Here is a 15,115-nt window from a genome sequence, read left to right on the forward strand (position 1 = left end):
GGTCAGTCCGTCACCTCGGCGGTCGAGTCCACCCGGGCCGCGGCTGCCCGACGCACCGGCGTGTCCAGCTCGGAGCGGCTCATCCACTTCGCGTCCCGCAGTTCCTTGACGAACCGCGCGGGGTTGCCGGCGTAGACGCCCTCCTTGCCCTCGGTGTCGCCGCGCATCAGTACCCCGCCGGCGGCGAGCACGGACCGCGGGGGTACGTGCGCATCCTTGAGGACCAGAGCTCGGGTCGCAGTCAACCCGTATTCGCCGATGGAGATCCGGCCGATGCTCGGCTCATTACGGCGCAGGTCGATCTCGTGCGATTGCAGGATCGACTGCACGCCACCGATCGCGGCCATCCGGTGGATTCGGATCTCGCCGGAGCAGTCCAGGTAGTGCCTGCTGGTCACTCCCGACTCGGGATCGAGGATGAGCCTGCCCGCCCACGGATGGTCCGGCTGGAAGTCCGGGTGCGCGGTCACTGAGTTGAGGTTCCCCAAGAAGCACCCGGCTCCGATCCGCACCTCGGCCATGTTGCGGAATGTGTTGAGGGCACCTACCCGAGCTCTCTCGGATACACGGAACGGACCGCATGCGACGACGATGTTCGGCCCGATCGTCACGTCGGGGTGGATGTCGTTACCGAGCGCGTTCAGCAATCGGGTCTTCAGTCGCGAGCCGGGCAGTAGCCACACGATCAGTGCCACCAACCCCGACCGGTCCTCTGGCTTACGAAGTGCGAGTGCCACGATGTGTCCTCCTTGATCGGACGATCGGAACTATCAGTGCCCAGGCGATGACCGCTCCGGCGACCGCAGGCTGCGCCACGACGAGCGACAGCGGCGGGGAATTCGAGTGTTGCGGCGGCACGGCGGCGGCAGCGACAGTGGCGCGTACGTCCACGCTGTGTTCCCGCTCGCCGATCACCTCGGCGAGCGCCTCCGCGACGGAGTTCGCCAGTGCCGCTGCGATGAGCGCGGAGCCGTCGACGGCGCTGATCGTCAGCACCGCGGACTTCTTCGCAGCCGTGCCCGTGTGGATGCGTTCCGCGAGTTCGTCGGGTGATACCCCGAGACGCTTGTCGGCGACCACGCGGGTGAGAAAACTCTCTGAGCGCACGATCGCCTCGTACTCGGGGATGCGCCACACGCCGTACGAGCTCTGGAAGACCGAGCTCGGATCCGAAATGACATCGTCGGCCGAGGTGACCACGAACGCGGTGGCCTCGTACTCGCGCGTACCGAACCTGTCGGCGAGCACGCCCGCCAGCGCGCCGAGGACGATCCCGACAGTGATGACGCACGCGACTGCGCGCGACCGCCTCATCCTCGGACCTCCGATGCGTCATTCTTCACACTGAGCACAAGGCGGTACACGGTTTCCAACTGCTCGGCGATGGCAGGCATGCCGAAGCGCGCGCGGGCGACGGCCGCGCCCCTCACGCCCATCTCCGCGGCAGCGGCGGGGTCGCGGAGCATGGCCTCGATCCCCGCGCGCAGTCCTTCCTTCGACTCGTCCACGACGATGCCGCACCCGCTGCGACGGACGACGGTGGCCAGACCGCAACTCTCGGTGATCACGACCGGACGGCCGACGGCCATCGCCTCGAGTACCGCCATCGGATACGGCTCGTCGACGGAAGGCAGGACGTAGACCGACGCGTGTCCGATCCGTTCGGAGACCCGGTCCGGATCCACCGCGTCCTCGACGCGGACCGCGCATCCGGCGGCGCTGACGACAGCGGATCGACGTCCGCCATCGGGTCCGGCCACCGTGAACACCGCATCGACGCCGTCCCGCAAGAGTTCTCGCGCGACGTCGACGAAAAGCTCGGGGCGTTTGCGTTCCTGCAGTCGCGCAAGGAACAGCACCTCGGGCGGCGCCGTGGCCGCGACGCGGCCCTCCGGCTCGGGAACGCCGTTCGGCAGTTCGGTGAACGCAAGATCACCGGGTATCGCAGCGGCCAGATCACGCCGCTCCGCGTCCGTGAGGTGAAGGACCGCGCCCGCCGCGCGCAGAGCCGGCCCGGTGAGGGCTCGATCCAGAGGCCCCGCGAGCGGGTTGCCGCTGAGGTCGATCATCCCGTGCGTCTGGGCCACGGTCGGTAACCCCATCAGCTGCGCCAGACGCAGCGCGGGAAGGGTGACCAGATCGCGCGCGAGGTGGACGTGCACAACATCGATCTCTGCACGCACCTGGGCCAGCAGTCGGAGGATCCCCGGCGCCGCGAGGCCCGCGAAACCGGCACCGGGCAGTACCCGTCGGGCCCGGGAGAGCCGCGCCGGCACACCGTCGATCTGCACGGGAGGCGTGGCGTACCCGTCGGCACCACCGGCGATGATCACGTCGTGTCCGCGCGCCCGCAACGCTCGGCACTGATTGACGGCGACCCGCGTGGGCCCGCCGTACGCGCCGTCGGGACTGAACAGGGTCGCGATCTGAAGGATCCTCATCGGGTCCACCGATCGCCGGACAACGCACGTGCGACGGCCTGCTCGACGAGAACCGGGGCGTACACCGCCGCATCGAAATGGGCCGTGGCCGTGACTTGCGCCGCCACCTGCGTGAGCATGACAGCGATCGCTCCCCGGTCGTTGAGCGGCGCTCCCACGGCACAGGTCCGTCTGTCCGGGACGCCCGCCCACCCGATTCTGGCGCCGGCCGCCGCCCTCGTCACGTTCGAGACCGACAACGACGGCCCCGGTGCGGATGCGCCCCCGGCCCGCGGCGTCGCTGTCCGTGAGATGAGCGACAGGGCCAGCTTGATCGGAGCCTCCGCAGAACGCACCCGCACGTCGAATCGGGCCGCGAAGGCGGAGAGCGGTTGGACTGGGACGGTCACGACCGCTGTGAGGTTGCCCGCCGTGTCCCGATCACCGCCCACTCGACCCCGCAGGCTGACGACGACGTGGACGTCCGTGACGCCCGGCTCGAGCGCGGCAATCTCCTCCGCGAACGCCTGCGCGAGTAGTGCGCTCACCGAGGCGGATCCGCCTCCGGCTCCACGCGCCGCGGTGAGTGCCGTGAGGTAGTCGGAATCGGACCGCACGAACACCGAGTGCGCGTCGACGACGCCGCCCGGGAGCGCTCGGAACTCGGCCGCCGGCTCAGCACGGCGGCGCCGCCCGCGGGTGACTGCTCGGAAGCAACGCGCGGTACCCACCGGATCGCGAAAGACCTCGCGGGAGACGATGCGGAGGACCGCACCGCGCAGGCCGTAACGCGGTGCCGGATCGACGAAGCCCGTGGTCGTCGGCCCACCCGGCTGCGAGAGCGCGGCAATGATCTCGAACACGAGACCCATGTCTCCGACACCGTGGTCGACGCGCATCAGGAGGTGCTCACGCTCGACGGCGACCTGGATGGGCGGTACGTTCACCCGGTCATGCAAACGCCGCACCGCCGCGCCGATGTCCTCAGGGTCGAAGTCGGGGTCACGCGCGATCCACGACCGGTCCGGCGCGATGCGGAGCCATCGCTGGCCCGCCGGATCCGGCAGCACTCCGACCCGGTTCTGCGGACCCGATCGGTACATAGCGGTCAGGCGCGGTAACAGCATCTGCTGCGTGCCGTGCACCGGTCCGACGACGCACACGATGGGACCGCCGGCGAACCGGCGGTCCAGCTCGCCGACTCGGACGGTCTCAGGCATGAACGGACCTCCCCGTCTCCATCACGGATCGGCAGACGCCCTCGTACTCGGCGATCGCGTGCGCGGCGCCCAGACGCTGCGCGGCGAAATCCTTAGCCGCCGCCCCACACGCTGCGGCCCGATCGACGTCCGCGGCCATGTCCAGGCAGGCGTCGACGAGTGCCTGAGGTCGCCCGGCGGGAACGACCGTTCCCGCGCCGGCCGCGTGCACTTCGGCCGACGTCGTGCTCCCCGCATCGGTCGCCGCGACTACAGGACGCCCGCTGGCGAAATACGAGGTGAGCTTGCTCGGCACCGCCATCTCGGCGACGCCCGGTCGCTCGTTGACCAGTAGCACGTCGGCGGCGCGCAGGGCGCACAGGAAGTCCTTCGGCGGAAGCGGATCCCGGAACTCGATCGACGCGACGCCCGCGGCGGACGCGACCAGATGATCGTGCTGATTGCCGCCCCCGACCAGGCTGAACCGCATCCGTAGGCCGCGTGCGTCCGCGATCCGCGCCGCCTCGACGACGTTCTCCAGGCCCTGCTTCATCCCCATGTTCCCCGTGTGCAGGACGACGATCTCGTCGGGGCTCCACCCCAGCCCCGCGCGGACGGCGGCGACGTCGACGACGCCCGCGTCGGGTACGTGCGTCCAGTTGCGCACGGTGTTGATCCGGTGTGCCGGGATCCCGAGGGATGCCACCGTCGCCGCGAACCGGTCATGGATCACCACCACCCGGGAGGCTGCCGACAGAATCGCCCTCTCCAGCCGAGTGAGGGCTCCGGCAGCCGCGCTCAGGGCATCGGTCTCGCCCGCGCTCTTGCCGTACAGGTCTTGCACCACAACAACACTCGGCACCCTCCGCACATGGGCCGCGGCGACCACCGCCCCCGCCGCCAAGAGGGACGGGCTGACGGTGAGCACCACATCGGGCGAGTCCCAGCGCCGCGCTGCGACGAGGCGGCCGAAACTGAGCTCCATGCGGAGCCTGCCCCGCATGGAATGTCCTTGCGGGACGTAGTGCCCGATACGCCGCACGGTCGCACGTCCGAGACGTTCGACGGAGCGCCCACGATAGCCGGGGATCTCACGCCACCCCGGGTAGTGCGGGAGTCCTGCGAGCACCTCGACCTCGTGTCCCCGGGCGGCGAGTCCCTCCGCGATCGCAGTCGTGTACGGCGCGATTCCCGTGACTTCTGGAGCGAAGTTCAGCCCTATGATGGTGATCCGCATATTCAGGCCCGCACCAGATTCCGGTTGGCGGCGTACCACGCGACGGTCTCGTCGATACCGCTTTGCAGGGCGATGGTGCTCCGCCATCCCAGAGCCGCCAACGAGCGGACGTCGAGCACTTTGCGCGGAGTACCGTCCGGCTTGGTGGCGTCCCACCGGGTCGATCCCGTGTAGCCCGTCGCGCGCGCCACCATCGCCGCGATCTCGGCGATGGTGTGGTCGACGCCGGTGCCCACGTTGACCTGGGTGGCTCCATCGTAGGTCTCCAGCAGGTGCAGGCACGCGGCGGCCATGTCGTCGACGTGCAACAACTCCCTGCGCGGCGTGCCGCTCCCCCAGTTCACTACTTCGCCCGCACCGGTCTCGACGGCTTCTCGGTACCGACGGATGAGTGCCGGGAGCAGGTGACTGCCCTGCGGGTCGAAGTTGTCTCCGGGGCCGTAGAGGTTCGTCGGCATCGCGGAGATCCACGGCAGACCGTACTCGCGCCGGACTGACTGCACGCCGATGATGCCGGCGATCTTGGCGATGGCGTAGGCGTCGTTGGTCGGTTCCAGCGTTCCCGTGAGGAGCGAGTCCTCCCGGATCGGCTGCTCCGCGTACTTGGGGTAGATGCACGACGATCCGAGGAACAGCAGGCGAGGCACCCCGGCCGCGAGGGCACCGTCCATCACGTTGGTCTGGATACGCAGGTTGTCGGACAGGAATTCCACCGGCTCGGCGTTGTTCGCGGCGATACCGCCGACCCGCGCCGCTGCGAGGATGACCGTCCGAGGCCGTGCATCCGCGAGAAAGTCCATAGTGGCGCTGCGGTCACGCAGGTCCAGCTGAGCGCTGGTGTACCCGATGACGTTGGTGTGCCCCGCCCGGATGAGCGCTCGGACGATCGCAGACCCGACGAGTCCGCGGTGTCCCGCAACGTAGACGAGCGCGTCTCGATCGAGGGGCCCCGGCGCGAACCGGCCGGTCACGCGTGAGCTCCAGAGAAGACGGGCCGGTCGATCCATGGACGGCTGGCGCAGTCGAGCGCTGCGATGTCGGCGTCCACCATGATCTTCGCCAGTTCCTGCGCGTGCACCTGCGCCTTCCAGTCGAGTAGCTCCGCGGCACGGGTCGCGTCGCCGATCAGTGCGTCGACCTCCGTGGGGCGCAGGTAGCGCTCGTCGAACCGCACGTGACGCTCCCAGTCGAGACCCGCGTGCTCGAAGGCCGTCTCCAGGAACTCACGGACCGTGCACTGGACGCCCGTCGCCAGGACGAAGTCGTTCGGCTCGTCCACCTGCAACATCCGCCACATGCCCTCGACGTACTCCGGCGCGTAGCCCCAATCACGGATGGCGTCGAGGTTGCCCATGTACAGGTACTCCTCGAGTCCCGCCTTGATGCGGGCGACGGCGCGCGTGATCTTGCGGGTCACGAAGGTCTCGCCGCGCCGCGGGGACTCGTGGTTGAAGAGGATGCCATTGACTGCGAACATGTCGTACGCCTCGCGGTAGTTGCGGGTCATCCAGTAGGAGTAGACCTTGGCGGCGCCGTAGGGCGAGCGCGGGTAGAACATCGTGTCTTCGTTCTGCGGAGGCGGTGTCGCGCCGAACATCTCCGACGTCGAAGCCTGGTAGTAGCGGCAGTCGATCTTCGACATCCGGACCGCTTCGAGGAGCCGGGTGGAGCCGATACCGGTGGTGTCGCCCGTGTGCTCCGGCTCATCGAAGCTGACCCGCACGTGCGACTGCGCGGCCAGGTTGTAGACCTCGGTCGGAGCCACGTCGGAGAGCAGCGTCACCAGGCGCGCGCCGTCACTGAGGTCGCCGTAGTGCAGGAACAGGCGGGCGTCCTTCTCGTGCGAGTCCTCGTAGAGGTGATCGATGCGTGCGGTGTTGAACGTGGACGCACGACGGATGATGCCGTGCACCTCGTAACCCTTCGCGAGCAGGAGCTCGGCCAGGTACGAGCCGTCCTGGCCCGTGATACCGGTGATGAGTGCGGTTTTCGCCATGGGATTGTCGTCCTTACTCGGGAAGCGGGGGGTGGGCGGCGGTCAGTACGCGCCGTGGTGGTCGCGGACGGCGCGGAAAGTGCGCCAGAGGATCTGGAGATCGGCTGCGAGGGACCAGTTCTCGACGTAGCTCAGGTCGAGGTGCACCGTCTCCTCCCAGGAGAGGTTGCTGCGACCCGAGACCTGCCACAGGCCGGTCATGCCGGGGCGCACCAGCATCCGTTTCGTGGTGATCGCGTCGTACGCGGCGACTTCCGAGAGCAGCGGCGGCCTCGGTCCGACGAGGCTCATGGTGCCCCCGAGGACGTTGAACAACTGCGGCAGCTCGTCGATGCTGTAGCGGCGCAGCACTCGCCCCACCCGCGTGACGCGAGGGTCATCGCGAATCTTGAACAACACGCCGGCGGCCTCATTGCGGTCGGCGAGCTCGGCGAGCATCAGATCCGCGCCGACGACCATGGTGCGGAACTTCCACATGCCGAACGGCTTGTCCGCCAGCCCCATCCGCTCCGCGCGATAGAAGATCGGACCTCCGTCGCCGAGCTTCACAGCAAGCGCAACCGCGACCAGCAGCGGCGCGAAGACGATCAGCAGGCCGCCTCCGAGTAGGAGGTCGAACGAGCGCTTCATCGTCGTGGTCGCCCGCAGGTACCGCGGCCGTTCGATGTGCATCAGAGGCAGACCGGCATCGGAGCGAAATGTCACGCGGGGACCCGCGACAGTCAGCATCTCCGGTGCCACCATGAGGTCGATGTGCAGTTCGTCGAGCCGCCACATGAGCTCGCGCATAGCGGCGACCTCGAGCGCATCGATCGCCGTGAGTGCGACCGCACTCTCCTCGCGCCCCCGAAGTGCCGCGAGCCCCGCCTCGAGGTCGGGGAAGACGATCGGCATGTCGTCACGGAAGGGCATGCGGTCGGCAGTGTCCGAGAGGACCACCCCCTCCACGCGATACCCGCGATCGGGGTTCGCTCGCACAGAGGTGAGGAACCTCCGCGCGGACGCGGTGTCGCCGAGTACCAGCAACGAGGTCGTGAGGCGTCCCGAACGACGCTCGGCGCTCACCCTGCGCCGCCATACCGTCCGGGACGCGAGCAGGCCCGCGATTCCCAGTCCGAAGGCCAACGCCCAGTAGCCACGGGCGAAGACGAAGTTCGTGGCCATGCCCGCGAGTGCCAGGCAGCCGACGAGACCGAGACTGCCGGTCAACACGCTGTTGTACTCGGCCACCGCGGACCCGATGACCCGTTCGTCATCCGCCTGGGACAGGTGCAATGCCAGTTTCCACAACACGATGAGCGCAAGGGAGAAGACGAGCAGCGGGACCTGCGTCGAGGCGAAGGGCGCGAACGGATCGCCGCCGAAGCGAACCACCTGGGCGGCCAGGACCGCCGCCGTGATGACGGCAGTATCCGCCGTACGCACTCGCTGAACGTGCCGCACCCTGCCGGCATTAGGGCGCGCCAGCACCGCACGGCCGGTGTTCGGCTCTGCCGATCCCGCGCCGACGAGGCGACGAATGACGACCATCCACTCCCCCACTTCTTGAAGGACAAAAGAATACGAAGGCCATTTACTCAGCCGTCGTATCTCACACTAGGGCGGCAATGTTACAACGAAATTCCCACGACTTTCGCGGACGATGAACGAATCATCCGAACGAATCACATACACGGAAACCGCATAAGCCGACACCGGTTGCGAATGGAGTCGCGTTCATACTTAGTGCAATACAACCGGCCGCAGACGTTGACGATCCGCGATCGAAGTCCGTTTTAGGCGAAACCGCGAGGCCTATATTGTTATTGCAAAGCCTGTTCGTTTGAAATCCCATCCTGCAATGAATTGCAATCCAACAACTCGGACACGAATAATTCTGACGTCGAGTAAGAATCGTCGGGCGAGCGCATGGGCGAATCGCCCGATTCGTTGAATCGAGTGCACACTCCAGAACGGCGTACGGAAATCAACGGTTCGACTCCCGACAGCGAGAAACCCCGCCCCGTTGGTGGACGGGGCGGGGCCGATTAGCGGGGTAAGCGTGCTAGAGGAGCACGGCGCCCCCCGGCTGGGTGCCCTCCTTGGCGACGGCGGAGTAGGCGGCGACCAGCAGCGAGGGGTCGGGGGCCTCGAGCCGGCCGGGGCGGGCCAGACCGTCGAGCACGACGAACCGCAGCATCCCGGCGCGGTTCTTCTTGTCCTTGCCCATGTACTCGAGGAGCTGGCCGAAGGCGTCGGCGTCGTAGCTCGTGGGCAGGCCCACGGACTCCAGGACGGTGCGGTGCCGGTCGGCGGTCGCATCGTCCAGGCGTCCCGCGAGCCGGCCGAGCTCCGCGGCGTAGATGAGGCCCACGGACACCGCCGCGCCGTGGCGCCACCGGTAGCGCTCGCGACGCTCGACGGCGTGCCCGAGTGTGTGGCCGTAGTTGAGGATCTCCCGCAACGAGGACTCCTTCAGGTCGGCGGAGACCACCTTCGCCTTGACCTCGATGGAACGCCGCACCAGCTCCGGAAGCACGTCGCCCGTGGGGTCGAGGGCGGCCTGCGGGTCCTTCTCGATCAGATCGAGGATCACGGGGTCGGCGATGAATCCGGTCTTGATGACCTCGGCCATGCCGGCCACGATCTCGTTGCGGGGCACCGTCTCGAGCGTCACCAGATCGACGATGACGGTGCGCGGCTCGTGGAAGGAGCCGACCAGGTTCTTGCCGGCGTCGGTGTTGATCCCGGTCTTGCCGCCGACGGCCGCGTCGACCATGGCGAGCAGCGTCGTGGGGATGTGCACGACGGGCACGCCGCGCATCCAGGTGGCCGCGACGAAGCCGGTGACGTCGGTCGCGGCGCCGCCGCCGAGGCTGTAGATCACGTCCTGACGGCTCAGACCGATACGGCCGAGCACCTCCCAGCAGAACCCGGCGACCTGGAGCTCCTTGCCGGCCTCGGCGTCGGGGATCTCGACGCGGTGCGCGTCGATCCCCTTGTCCGCCAGCGCCTGCCGCAGCGCCTCGGCGGTCTCGGCGAGGGTCGGCTGGTAGAAGATCGCGGCCTTGCTCGCCTCGCCGGCGGCCGCGACGGTCTCGTCCAGCAGGCCCCGCCCGATCACCACGTCGTAGGGGCTCCCCGCGTCGACGCGGACCTTCACCGGGTTCTCGCTCATCTACTACTCCGATCGGTTCTTGCTGGACGTGCGCAGGACGGTGGGCAGCTTGGGCCACGGGCCGCGCCGTTCGCGCCCGGGCGCGGTGTCCTTGAGGCGCCGCTGCACCTGCCGGACGACCGACGACGGCGCGCGCCCCACGGTGGAAACGCGGATCGTCGCGAGTTCACGGTAGATCGGCGTGCGCCGCGCCATCAGGGCGCGGTACGCCGCGGCGGGGTCGTCGCCCGTGAGGAGCGGCCGGTTCGACGCGGCCGGGTTCACCGTGCGGCGGATCCCCTCCTCCTCGGTCAGCTCGAGGTAGACGACCTGGTGCCGGCGGAGCAGGGCGCGGGTCGTCGGAGAGAGCACGGCGCCGCCACCGAGGGAGACGACTCCGGGGTGGCGCGCGACGACGTCGGCGACGACCTGCTCCTCGATGCCACGGAAGGCGGCATCGCCGTCGCCCGCGAAGATCTGCGGGATGGACCGGCCCTCGCGGCGCTCGATCTCCTCGTCGACGTCGAGGAACTCGACTCGGAGGGCCCGCGCGAGTCGACGACCAATGGTCGTCTTCCCCGCCCCGGGCGGGCCGATCAGGATCGCCGCGGGCCCCGGCTCGCGGCCGGACGCGGTGCCCATCAGATCGCCTCGGGCGCCACCCGCTGCAACCGCGCCGCCACCTGCTCGGAGTACCGCTCGATGTTGCTGCGGGTCTCGGCGAGGCTGTCGCCGCCGAACTTCTCGAGCGCCGCCTGCGCGACGACCAGCGCCACCATGGCCTCGGCCACCACGCCGGCGGCGGGCACGGCGCAGACGTCGCTGCGCTGATGGATCGCCACGGCCTCGGTGCCGGTCTGCAGGTCGACGGTGCGCAGCGCGCGCGGCACCGTGGAGATCGGCTTCATCGCCGCGCGCACGCGCAACTCCTCGCCGTTGGTCATGCCGCCCTCGACGCCGCCCGCGCGGTTGGTCGAGCGGAGCACGCCACCCTGATCGGGCAGCATCTCGTCGTGCGCCGCGCTGCCGCGGCGGCGGGCGGTCTCGAAGCCATCGCCGACCTCGACCCCCTTGATCGCCTGGATGCCCATGAGCGCGGCGGCCAGCCGCGCATCGAGGCGGCTCTCCCCCGAGGCGACGGAGCCGATGCCCACCGGCAGCCCCGTGACCACGACCTCGACGACGCCGCCGAGGGTGTCCCCATCCTTCTTGGCGGCCTCGATCTCGGCGATCATCGACTGCTCCGCCGCCTCGCCGAAGGCGCGGACGGGCGAGGCGTCGATCCGGTCGAGGTCGGCACCCGACGGGGTCGGGCCGGCGTAGGGCTCGGACGCGCCGATGGAGATGACATGACTGACCACCTCCGCGCCGAAGGCCTGGCGCAGGAAGTTCCGGGCGACGGTGCCGGCGGCGACGCGGGCCGCCGTCTCGCGCGCGCTCGCGCGCTCCAGGACGGGACGGGCGTCGTCGAAACCGTATTTGAGCATCCCCGAGAAGTCGGCGTGGCCGGGCCGCGGCCGGGTGAGCGGCGCGTTGCGGGCCATGCCGTCGAGCAGCTCCTGGTCGACCGGGTCGGCCGACATGACCTGCTCCCACTTCGGCCACTCGGTGTTGCCGATCTCGATCGCGACGGGGCCCGCCTGGGTGCGGCCGTGCCGGACACCACCGAGGATGGTGACCTTGTCGGCCTCGAACTTCATCCGCGCACCGCGGCCGTAACCGAGGCGCCGCCGCGCCAACTGGGCGGCGATGTCCGACGACGTGACCTCGACGCCCGCGACCATGCCCTCCACGAGGGCCACGAGGGCGGGGCCGTGCGATTCTCCTGCGGTCATCCAGCGCAACACGGGTCCCATCATCCCAGATCGCCCCGTCGAACCGTGAGTTCGGGTAGCCGAAACCACGTTCGCAGGCTATGGTGAACTTCATGACCACCTTCACCGCATCTTCGACTGCCGACCGCCGTGGCCACGCGCAACGGTCCACCGTCGACGTCTTCGGTGTCGCGTGGCCCCGCTACAAGGCGGAGGCACTGGTCGCCGCGCTGGTCGTTCTGGCCCTCGGCGCGGTGCTCACCCTGGCCACCGGCGCGGCCTCCTTCGCGCCCGCGGTGCTCACCGCCACCGGCGTCGGGGTCGTGGTGTGGTGGATCGCCCGCGCGGTGCACGCCCACCCCTGAGCGGCCGCATGACCAGCTGCTGCGCCTGATCAACGCAGCGCGGATGAATAGTCGTTCGACTCGAACGGCCCGGTTCCCACCATCATGATCGCGTCCGCCGCGGCGTCCATCGCTGCGGAATCGCCACCGAGATCAGCGCGCGAATGAACGATCAGCGCCGACGCCGACACCGCGAGTTCCCCACCGACGAAGGCGCCCATTTCGAAGGTGAGAAGGTCGGTGCCGGCCTTCTGGATGTGCGACACGAGAGTGGTTCCGATGCTCACGGTGTCCCCGATCCGCAGCGGGCGCACATAGGCGAACTCCTGAGCCGCGTGTACGACCATCGAGAGGTTGCACTCGGGGATCACCTGGCTGATGATCGTCGCGAGCTTCTGCAGCAACGGCGCGGCCAGCAGGGTTCCCGGTACCGGGCAGTCATCGGCGAGGATTCCGGCCGAGGCGTAGTCGACGTGCGGAGATCGCACCGCCCGGGCGAACGCCTTCACACCGTCATGCGAGACACTGTACGTATCGGGAAACCAGTGTTCCCACTTCGTGGCTGACACCAGGCGACTCCTCATCTCTGGACAGTTGATCGGCTCGGCAGCAGTGGCGTTCAGTAGCGGTAGTGCTCGGGCTTGTACGGGCCCTCGACGTCGACGCCGATGTACTCGGCCTGCTCCTTGGTGAGCTTGGTCAGCGTGCCACCCAGCGCCTCGACGTGGATCTTCGCGACCTTCTCATCGAGGTGCTTGGGCAGCCGGTAGACCTCGTTGTCGTACTCGTCCGGCTTGGTCCACAACTCGACCTGCGCGATCACCTGATTGCTGAAGCTGTTGGACATCACGAACGACGGGTGGCCGGTCGCGTTGCCCAGGTTCAGCAGCCGCCCCTCCGACAGCACCACGATCGACTTACCCGTATCACCGAACGTCCACTGATCCACCTGCGGCTTGATGTTCAGGCGCACCGCACCCGACCTCTCCAGCCCCGCCATGTCGATCTCGTTGTCGAAGTGACCGATATTGCCCAGGATCGCGTGATCCTTCATCGCCTTCATGTGCTCGAGCAGGATGATGTCCTTGTTGCCCGTCGAGGTGATCACGATGTCCGCATCACCGATCGCCTGCTCGACAGTCACCACGTCGAAACCGTCCATCAGCGCCTGCAGCGCATTGATGGGGTCGATCTCGGTGACCTGCACCCGCGCGCCCTGGCCGGCCAGCGACTCGGCGCAGCCCTTACCCACGTCGCCGTAGCCGGTGATCAGCACCTTCTTGCCACCGATCAACACATCGGTGCCGCGGTTGATGCCGTCGATCAGCGAGTGGCGGGTGCCGTACTTGTTGTCGAACTTGCTCTTGGTGACCGAATCGTTGACGTTGATCGCCGGGAACGCCAACTCACCCGCGGCCGCGAACTGATACAGCCGCAGCACACCGGTGGTGGTCTCCTCGGTCACGCCCTTCACCGACTCCGCGATCTTCGACCACTTGGTCGCGTCCTTGGCCAGCGACTCACGCAACAGGGCCAAAAACACCTGGTACTCGGCGCTATCGGCATCCTCATCGGTGGGCGGGACGACGCCGGCGGCCTCGAACTGCGCGCCGCGCAGCACCAACATGGTGGCGTCGCCACCGTCGTCGAGGATCATATTGGCGGGGCGCTCGACCCCATCCTTGGCCGGCCAGGTGAGCATCTGCTCGGCCGCCCACCAGTACTCCTCCAGGGTCTCGCCCTTCCACGCGAAGACGGGCACGCCCTGCGGCGCCTCGACGGTGCCGTGCGGGCCGACGACGACGGCCGCGGCGGCCTCGTCCTGGGTGGAGAAGATGTTGCAGGAGGCCCAGCGGACCTCGGCGCCGAGCTCCACGAGGGTCTCGATGAGCACCGCGGTCTGCACCGTCATATGCAACGAACCCGAGATCCGCGCACCCTGCAGCGGCTTGACGTCGGCGTACTCACGACGCAACGCCATCAGACCCGGCATCTCATGCTCAGCCAGCCTCAGCTGCTTGCGGCCCGCCTCCGCGAGAGAGAGATCAGCGACCTTGAAGTCGATTCCATTCGCCGTATCCGACTGCAGGTCACCAGTTGTGCGTGTCATGACTATCCTTCTTCCGGTGCTGGGGGGGAACCTGACAGGGTGCGTTTTCTCTGTCAGAGGCCGGCGGCGGTGCGTAGCGCGTCCACCCGGTCAGTGCGCTCCCACGGCAGGTCGACATCCGTACGACCGAAATGCCCGTACGCCGCAGTCGGCGCATAGATCGGCCGCAGCAGATCGAGCTCATTGATGATCGCACGCGGACGCAGATCGAACACCTGCGTAATCGCCCGCTGAATCGTCGACGGATCCAGCTTCTCCGTACCGAAGGTCTCCACGAACAAGCCGACCGGAGCCGCCTTACCGATCGCATACGCGACCTGCACCTCGATCCGCTCCGCCAAACCCGCAGCGACCGCATTCTTCGCCACCCACCGCATCGCATACGCCGCCGAACGATCCACCTTCGACGGATCCTTCCCCGAAAACGCACCACCACCGTGCCGCGCCATACCCCCATAGGTATCCACGATGATCTTGCGGCCCGTCAACCCCGCATCACCCATCGGCCCACCCAACACGAACTTCCCGGTCGGATTCACCAACAACCGCACCTCGGAAGTATCCAAACTCGGCAGACCCAGATCCGCGATCACCGTATCCAACACCTGCGCCCGCAGATCCGGCGCCAACATCGCATCGAGGTCGATATCCGCCGCATGCTGACTGGAGATCACCACGGTATCCAACCGAACCGGCCGCTCCCCCACATACTCGATCGTCACCTGCGTCTTGCCATCCGGACGCAGATACGGCAACGCACCGCTCTTACGCACCTCCGTCAGCCGACGCGAGAGCCGATGCGCCAACGAAATCGGCAACGGCATCAACTCCGGCGTATCCGAACACGCATAGCCGAACA

The 15,115-nt window shown here is 68.1% G+C and carries 15 protein-coding genes; 1 reads left to right on the forward strand and 14 read right to left on the reverse strand.

Translation table 11 applies throughout. The features are described 5' to 3' along the window. Window positions 1-2 precede the first annotated feature (2 nt). From FK529_RS17935 to aroC, 11 genes are all read right to left on the reverse strand, one after another. Entirely contained in the window at window positions 3-737 is a 735-nt protein-coding gene (locus tag FK529_RS17935) for an LbetaH domain-containing protein (protein WP_146563774.1), read from the reverse strand. After that, window positions 718-1,314: a YveK family protein gene (locus FK529_RS17940; RefSeq protein WP_146563776.1), complete on the reverse strand. Its 597-nt coding sequence runs from the start codon at window positions 1,312-1,314 to the stop codon at window positions 718-720. The genes FK529_RS17935 and FK529_RS17940 overlap by 20 nt, the downstream gene beginning before the upstream one ends. Then, a complete protein-coding gene (locus FK529_RS17945) occupies window positions 1,311-2,441 on the reverse strand; it encodes a glycosyltransferase (protein ID WP_146563778.1) in 1,131 nt (376 codons plus the stop codon). Before FK529_RS17945 ends, FK529_RS17940 begins: the two co-directional genes overlap by 4 nt. Next, the gene (locus FK529_RS17950) at window positions 2,438-3,640 is read right to left on the reverse strand and encodes a hypothetical protein (protein ID WP_146563780.1); all 1,203 of its coding nucleotides are present in this window, start codon (window positions 3,638-3,640) and stop codon (window positions 2,438-2,440) included. The genes FK529_RS17945 and FK529_RS17950 overlap by 4 nt, the downstream gene beginning before the upstream one ends. Beyond that, window positions 3,633-4,943: a glycosyltransferase gene (locus tag FK529_RS17955; RefSeq protein ID WP_146563782.1), complete on the reverse strand. Its 1,311-nt coding sequence runs from the start codon at window positions 4,941-4,943 to the stop codon at window positions 3,633-3,635. The genes FK529_RS17950 and FK529_RS17955 overlap by 8 nt, the downstream gene beginning before the upstream one ends. Then, window positions 4,859-5,827 (reverse strand): GDP-L-fucose synthase family protein, encoded by a 969-nt coding sequence (locus tag FK529_RS17960; RefSeq protein WP_231703166.1) that lies wholly within the window; start codon window positions 5,825-5,827, stop codon window positions 4,859-4,861. The genes FK529_RS17955 and FK529_RS17960 overlap by 85 nt, the downstream gene beginning before the upstream one ends. Next, on the reverse strand, window positions 5,824-6,852 hold the full coding sequence (gmd, locus tag FK529_RS17965) for a GDP-mannose 4,6-dehydratase (RefSeq protein WP_146563786.1): 1,029 nt from the start codon (window positions 6,850-6,852) through the stop codon (window positions 5,824-5,826). The genes FK529_RS17960 and gmd overlap by 4 nt, the downstream gene beginning before the upstream one ends. Before the next feature lie 42 nt (window positions 6,853-6,894). Beyond that, complete coding sequence (locus FK529_RS17970) at window positions 6,895-8,277, reverse strand: sugar transferase (protein WP_231703167.1); 1,383 nt, start codon at window positions 8,275-8,277, stop codon at window positions 6,895-6,897. A 619-nt stretch (window positions 8,278-8,896) separates the two neighbouring features. Beyond that, on the reverse strand, window positions 8,897-10,009 hold the full coding sequence (gene aroB, locus FK529_RS20300; protein WP_146563790.1) for a 3-dehydroquinate synthase: 1,113 nt from the start codon (window positions 10,007-10,009) through the stop codon (window positions 8,897-8,899). 3 nt (window positions 10,010-10,012) lie between these two features. Continuing rightward, window positions 10,013-10,630, reverse strand: coding sequence for a shikimate kinase (locus tag FK529_RS20305; protein WP_146563792.1), 618 nt, complete (start codon window positions 10,628-10,630; stop codon window positions 10,013-10,015). Then, window positions 10,630-11,835, reverse strand: coding sequence for a chorismate synthase (aroC, locus tag FK529_RS17985; protein ID WP_146563794.1), 1,206 nt, complete (start codon window positions 11,833-11,835; stop codon window positions 10,630-10,632). The genes FK529_RS20305 and aroC overlap by 1 nt, the downstream gene beginning before the upstream one ends. Before the next feature lie 80 nt (window positions 11,836-11,915). Here aroC and FK529_RS17990 point away from each other — a divergent pair, with 80 nt between their 5' ends. Continuing rightward, window positions 11,916-12,167, forward strand: coding sequence for a hypothetical protein (locus FK529_RS17990; RefSeq protein ID WP_146563796.1), 252 nt, complete (start codon window positions 11,916-11,918; stop codon window positions 12,165-12,167). A 29-nt stretch (window positions 12,168-12,196) separates the two neighbouring features. On the opposite strand, the gene FK529_RS17995 is transcribed toward FK529_RS17990, so the two are convergent. The 3 genes from FK529_RS17995 to metK all read right to left on the reverse strand — a co-directional run. Continuing rightward, on the reverse strand, window positions 12,197-12,715 hold the full coding sequence (locus tag FK529_RS17995) for an FAS1-like dehydratase domain-containing protein (RefSeq protein WP_158635149.1): 519 nt from the start codon (window positions 12,713-12,715) through the stop codon (window positions 12,197-12,199). A gap of 50 nt (window positions 12,716-12,765) precedes the next feature. Continuing rightward, window positions 12,766-14,256, reverse strand: coding sequence for an adenosylhomocysteinase (gene ahcY / locus FK529_RS18000; protein ID WP_146563800.1), 1,491 nt, complete (start codon window positions 14,254-14,256; stop codon window positions 12,766-12,768). 53 nt (window positions 14,257-14,309) lie between these two features. After that, window positions 14,310-15,115, reverse strand: an 806-nt coding sequence (metK, locus tag FK529_RS18005) for a methionine adenosyltransferase (protein ID WP_146563802.1), incomplete at its 5' end; no start/stop codon positions are given.

The sequence above is a fragment of the Tsukamurella asaccharolytica genome (genome assembly GCF_007858435.1).
Classification (GTDB): domain Bacteria; phylum Actinomycetota; class Actinomycetes; order Mycobacteriales; family Mycobacteriaceae; genus Tsukamurella; species Tsukamurella asaccharolytica.

Bases quoted from the DNA above. Each gene is read 5' to 3' on its own strand.
- FK529_RS17950 (WP_146563780.1), bottom strand. From the start codon at position 3,640: ATGCCTGAGACCGTCCGAGTCGGCGAGCTGGACCGCCGGTTCGCCGGC.
- FK529_RS17990 (WP_146563796.1), top strand. From the start codon at position 11,916: ATGACCACCTTCACCGCATCTTCGACTGCCGACCGCCGTGGCCACGCG.
- gmd (WP_146563786.1), bottom strand. From the start codon at position 6,852: ATGGCGAAAACCGCACTCATCACCGGTATCACGGGCCAGGACGGCTCG.
- aroB (WP_146563790.1), bottom strand. From the start codon at position 10,009: ATGAGCGAGAACCCGGTGAAGGTCCGCGTCGACGCGGGGAGCCCCTAC.
- FK529_RS17945 (WP_146563778.1), bottom strand. From the start codon at position 2,441: ATGAGGATCCTTCAGATCGCGACCCTGTTCAGTCCCGACGGCGCGTAC.
- ahcY (WP_146563800.1), bottom strand. From the start codon at position 14,256: ATGACACGCACAACTGGTGACCTGCAGTCGGATACGGCGAATGGAATC.
- FK529_RS17940 (WP_146563776.1), bottom strand. From the start codon at position 1,314: ATGAGGCGGTCGCGCGCAGTCGCGTGCGTCATCACTGTCGGGATCGTC.
- FK529_RS20305 (WP_146563792.1), bottom strand. From the start codon at position 10,630: ATGGGCACCGCGTCCGGCCGCGAGCCGGGGCCCGCGGCGATCCTGATC.
- FK529_RS17955 (WP_146563782.1), bottom strand. From the start codon at position 4,943: ATGGCGGAGCACCATCGCCCTGCAAAGCGGTATCGACGAGACCGTCGC.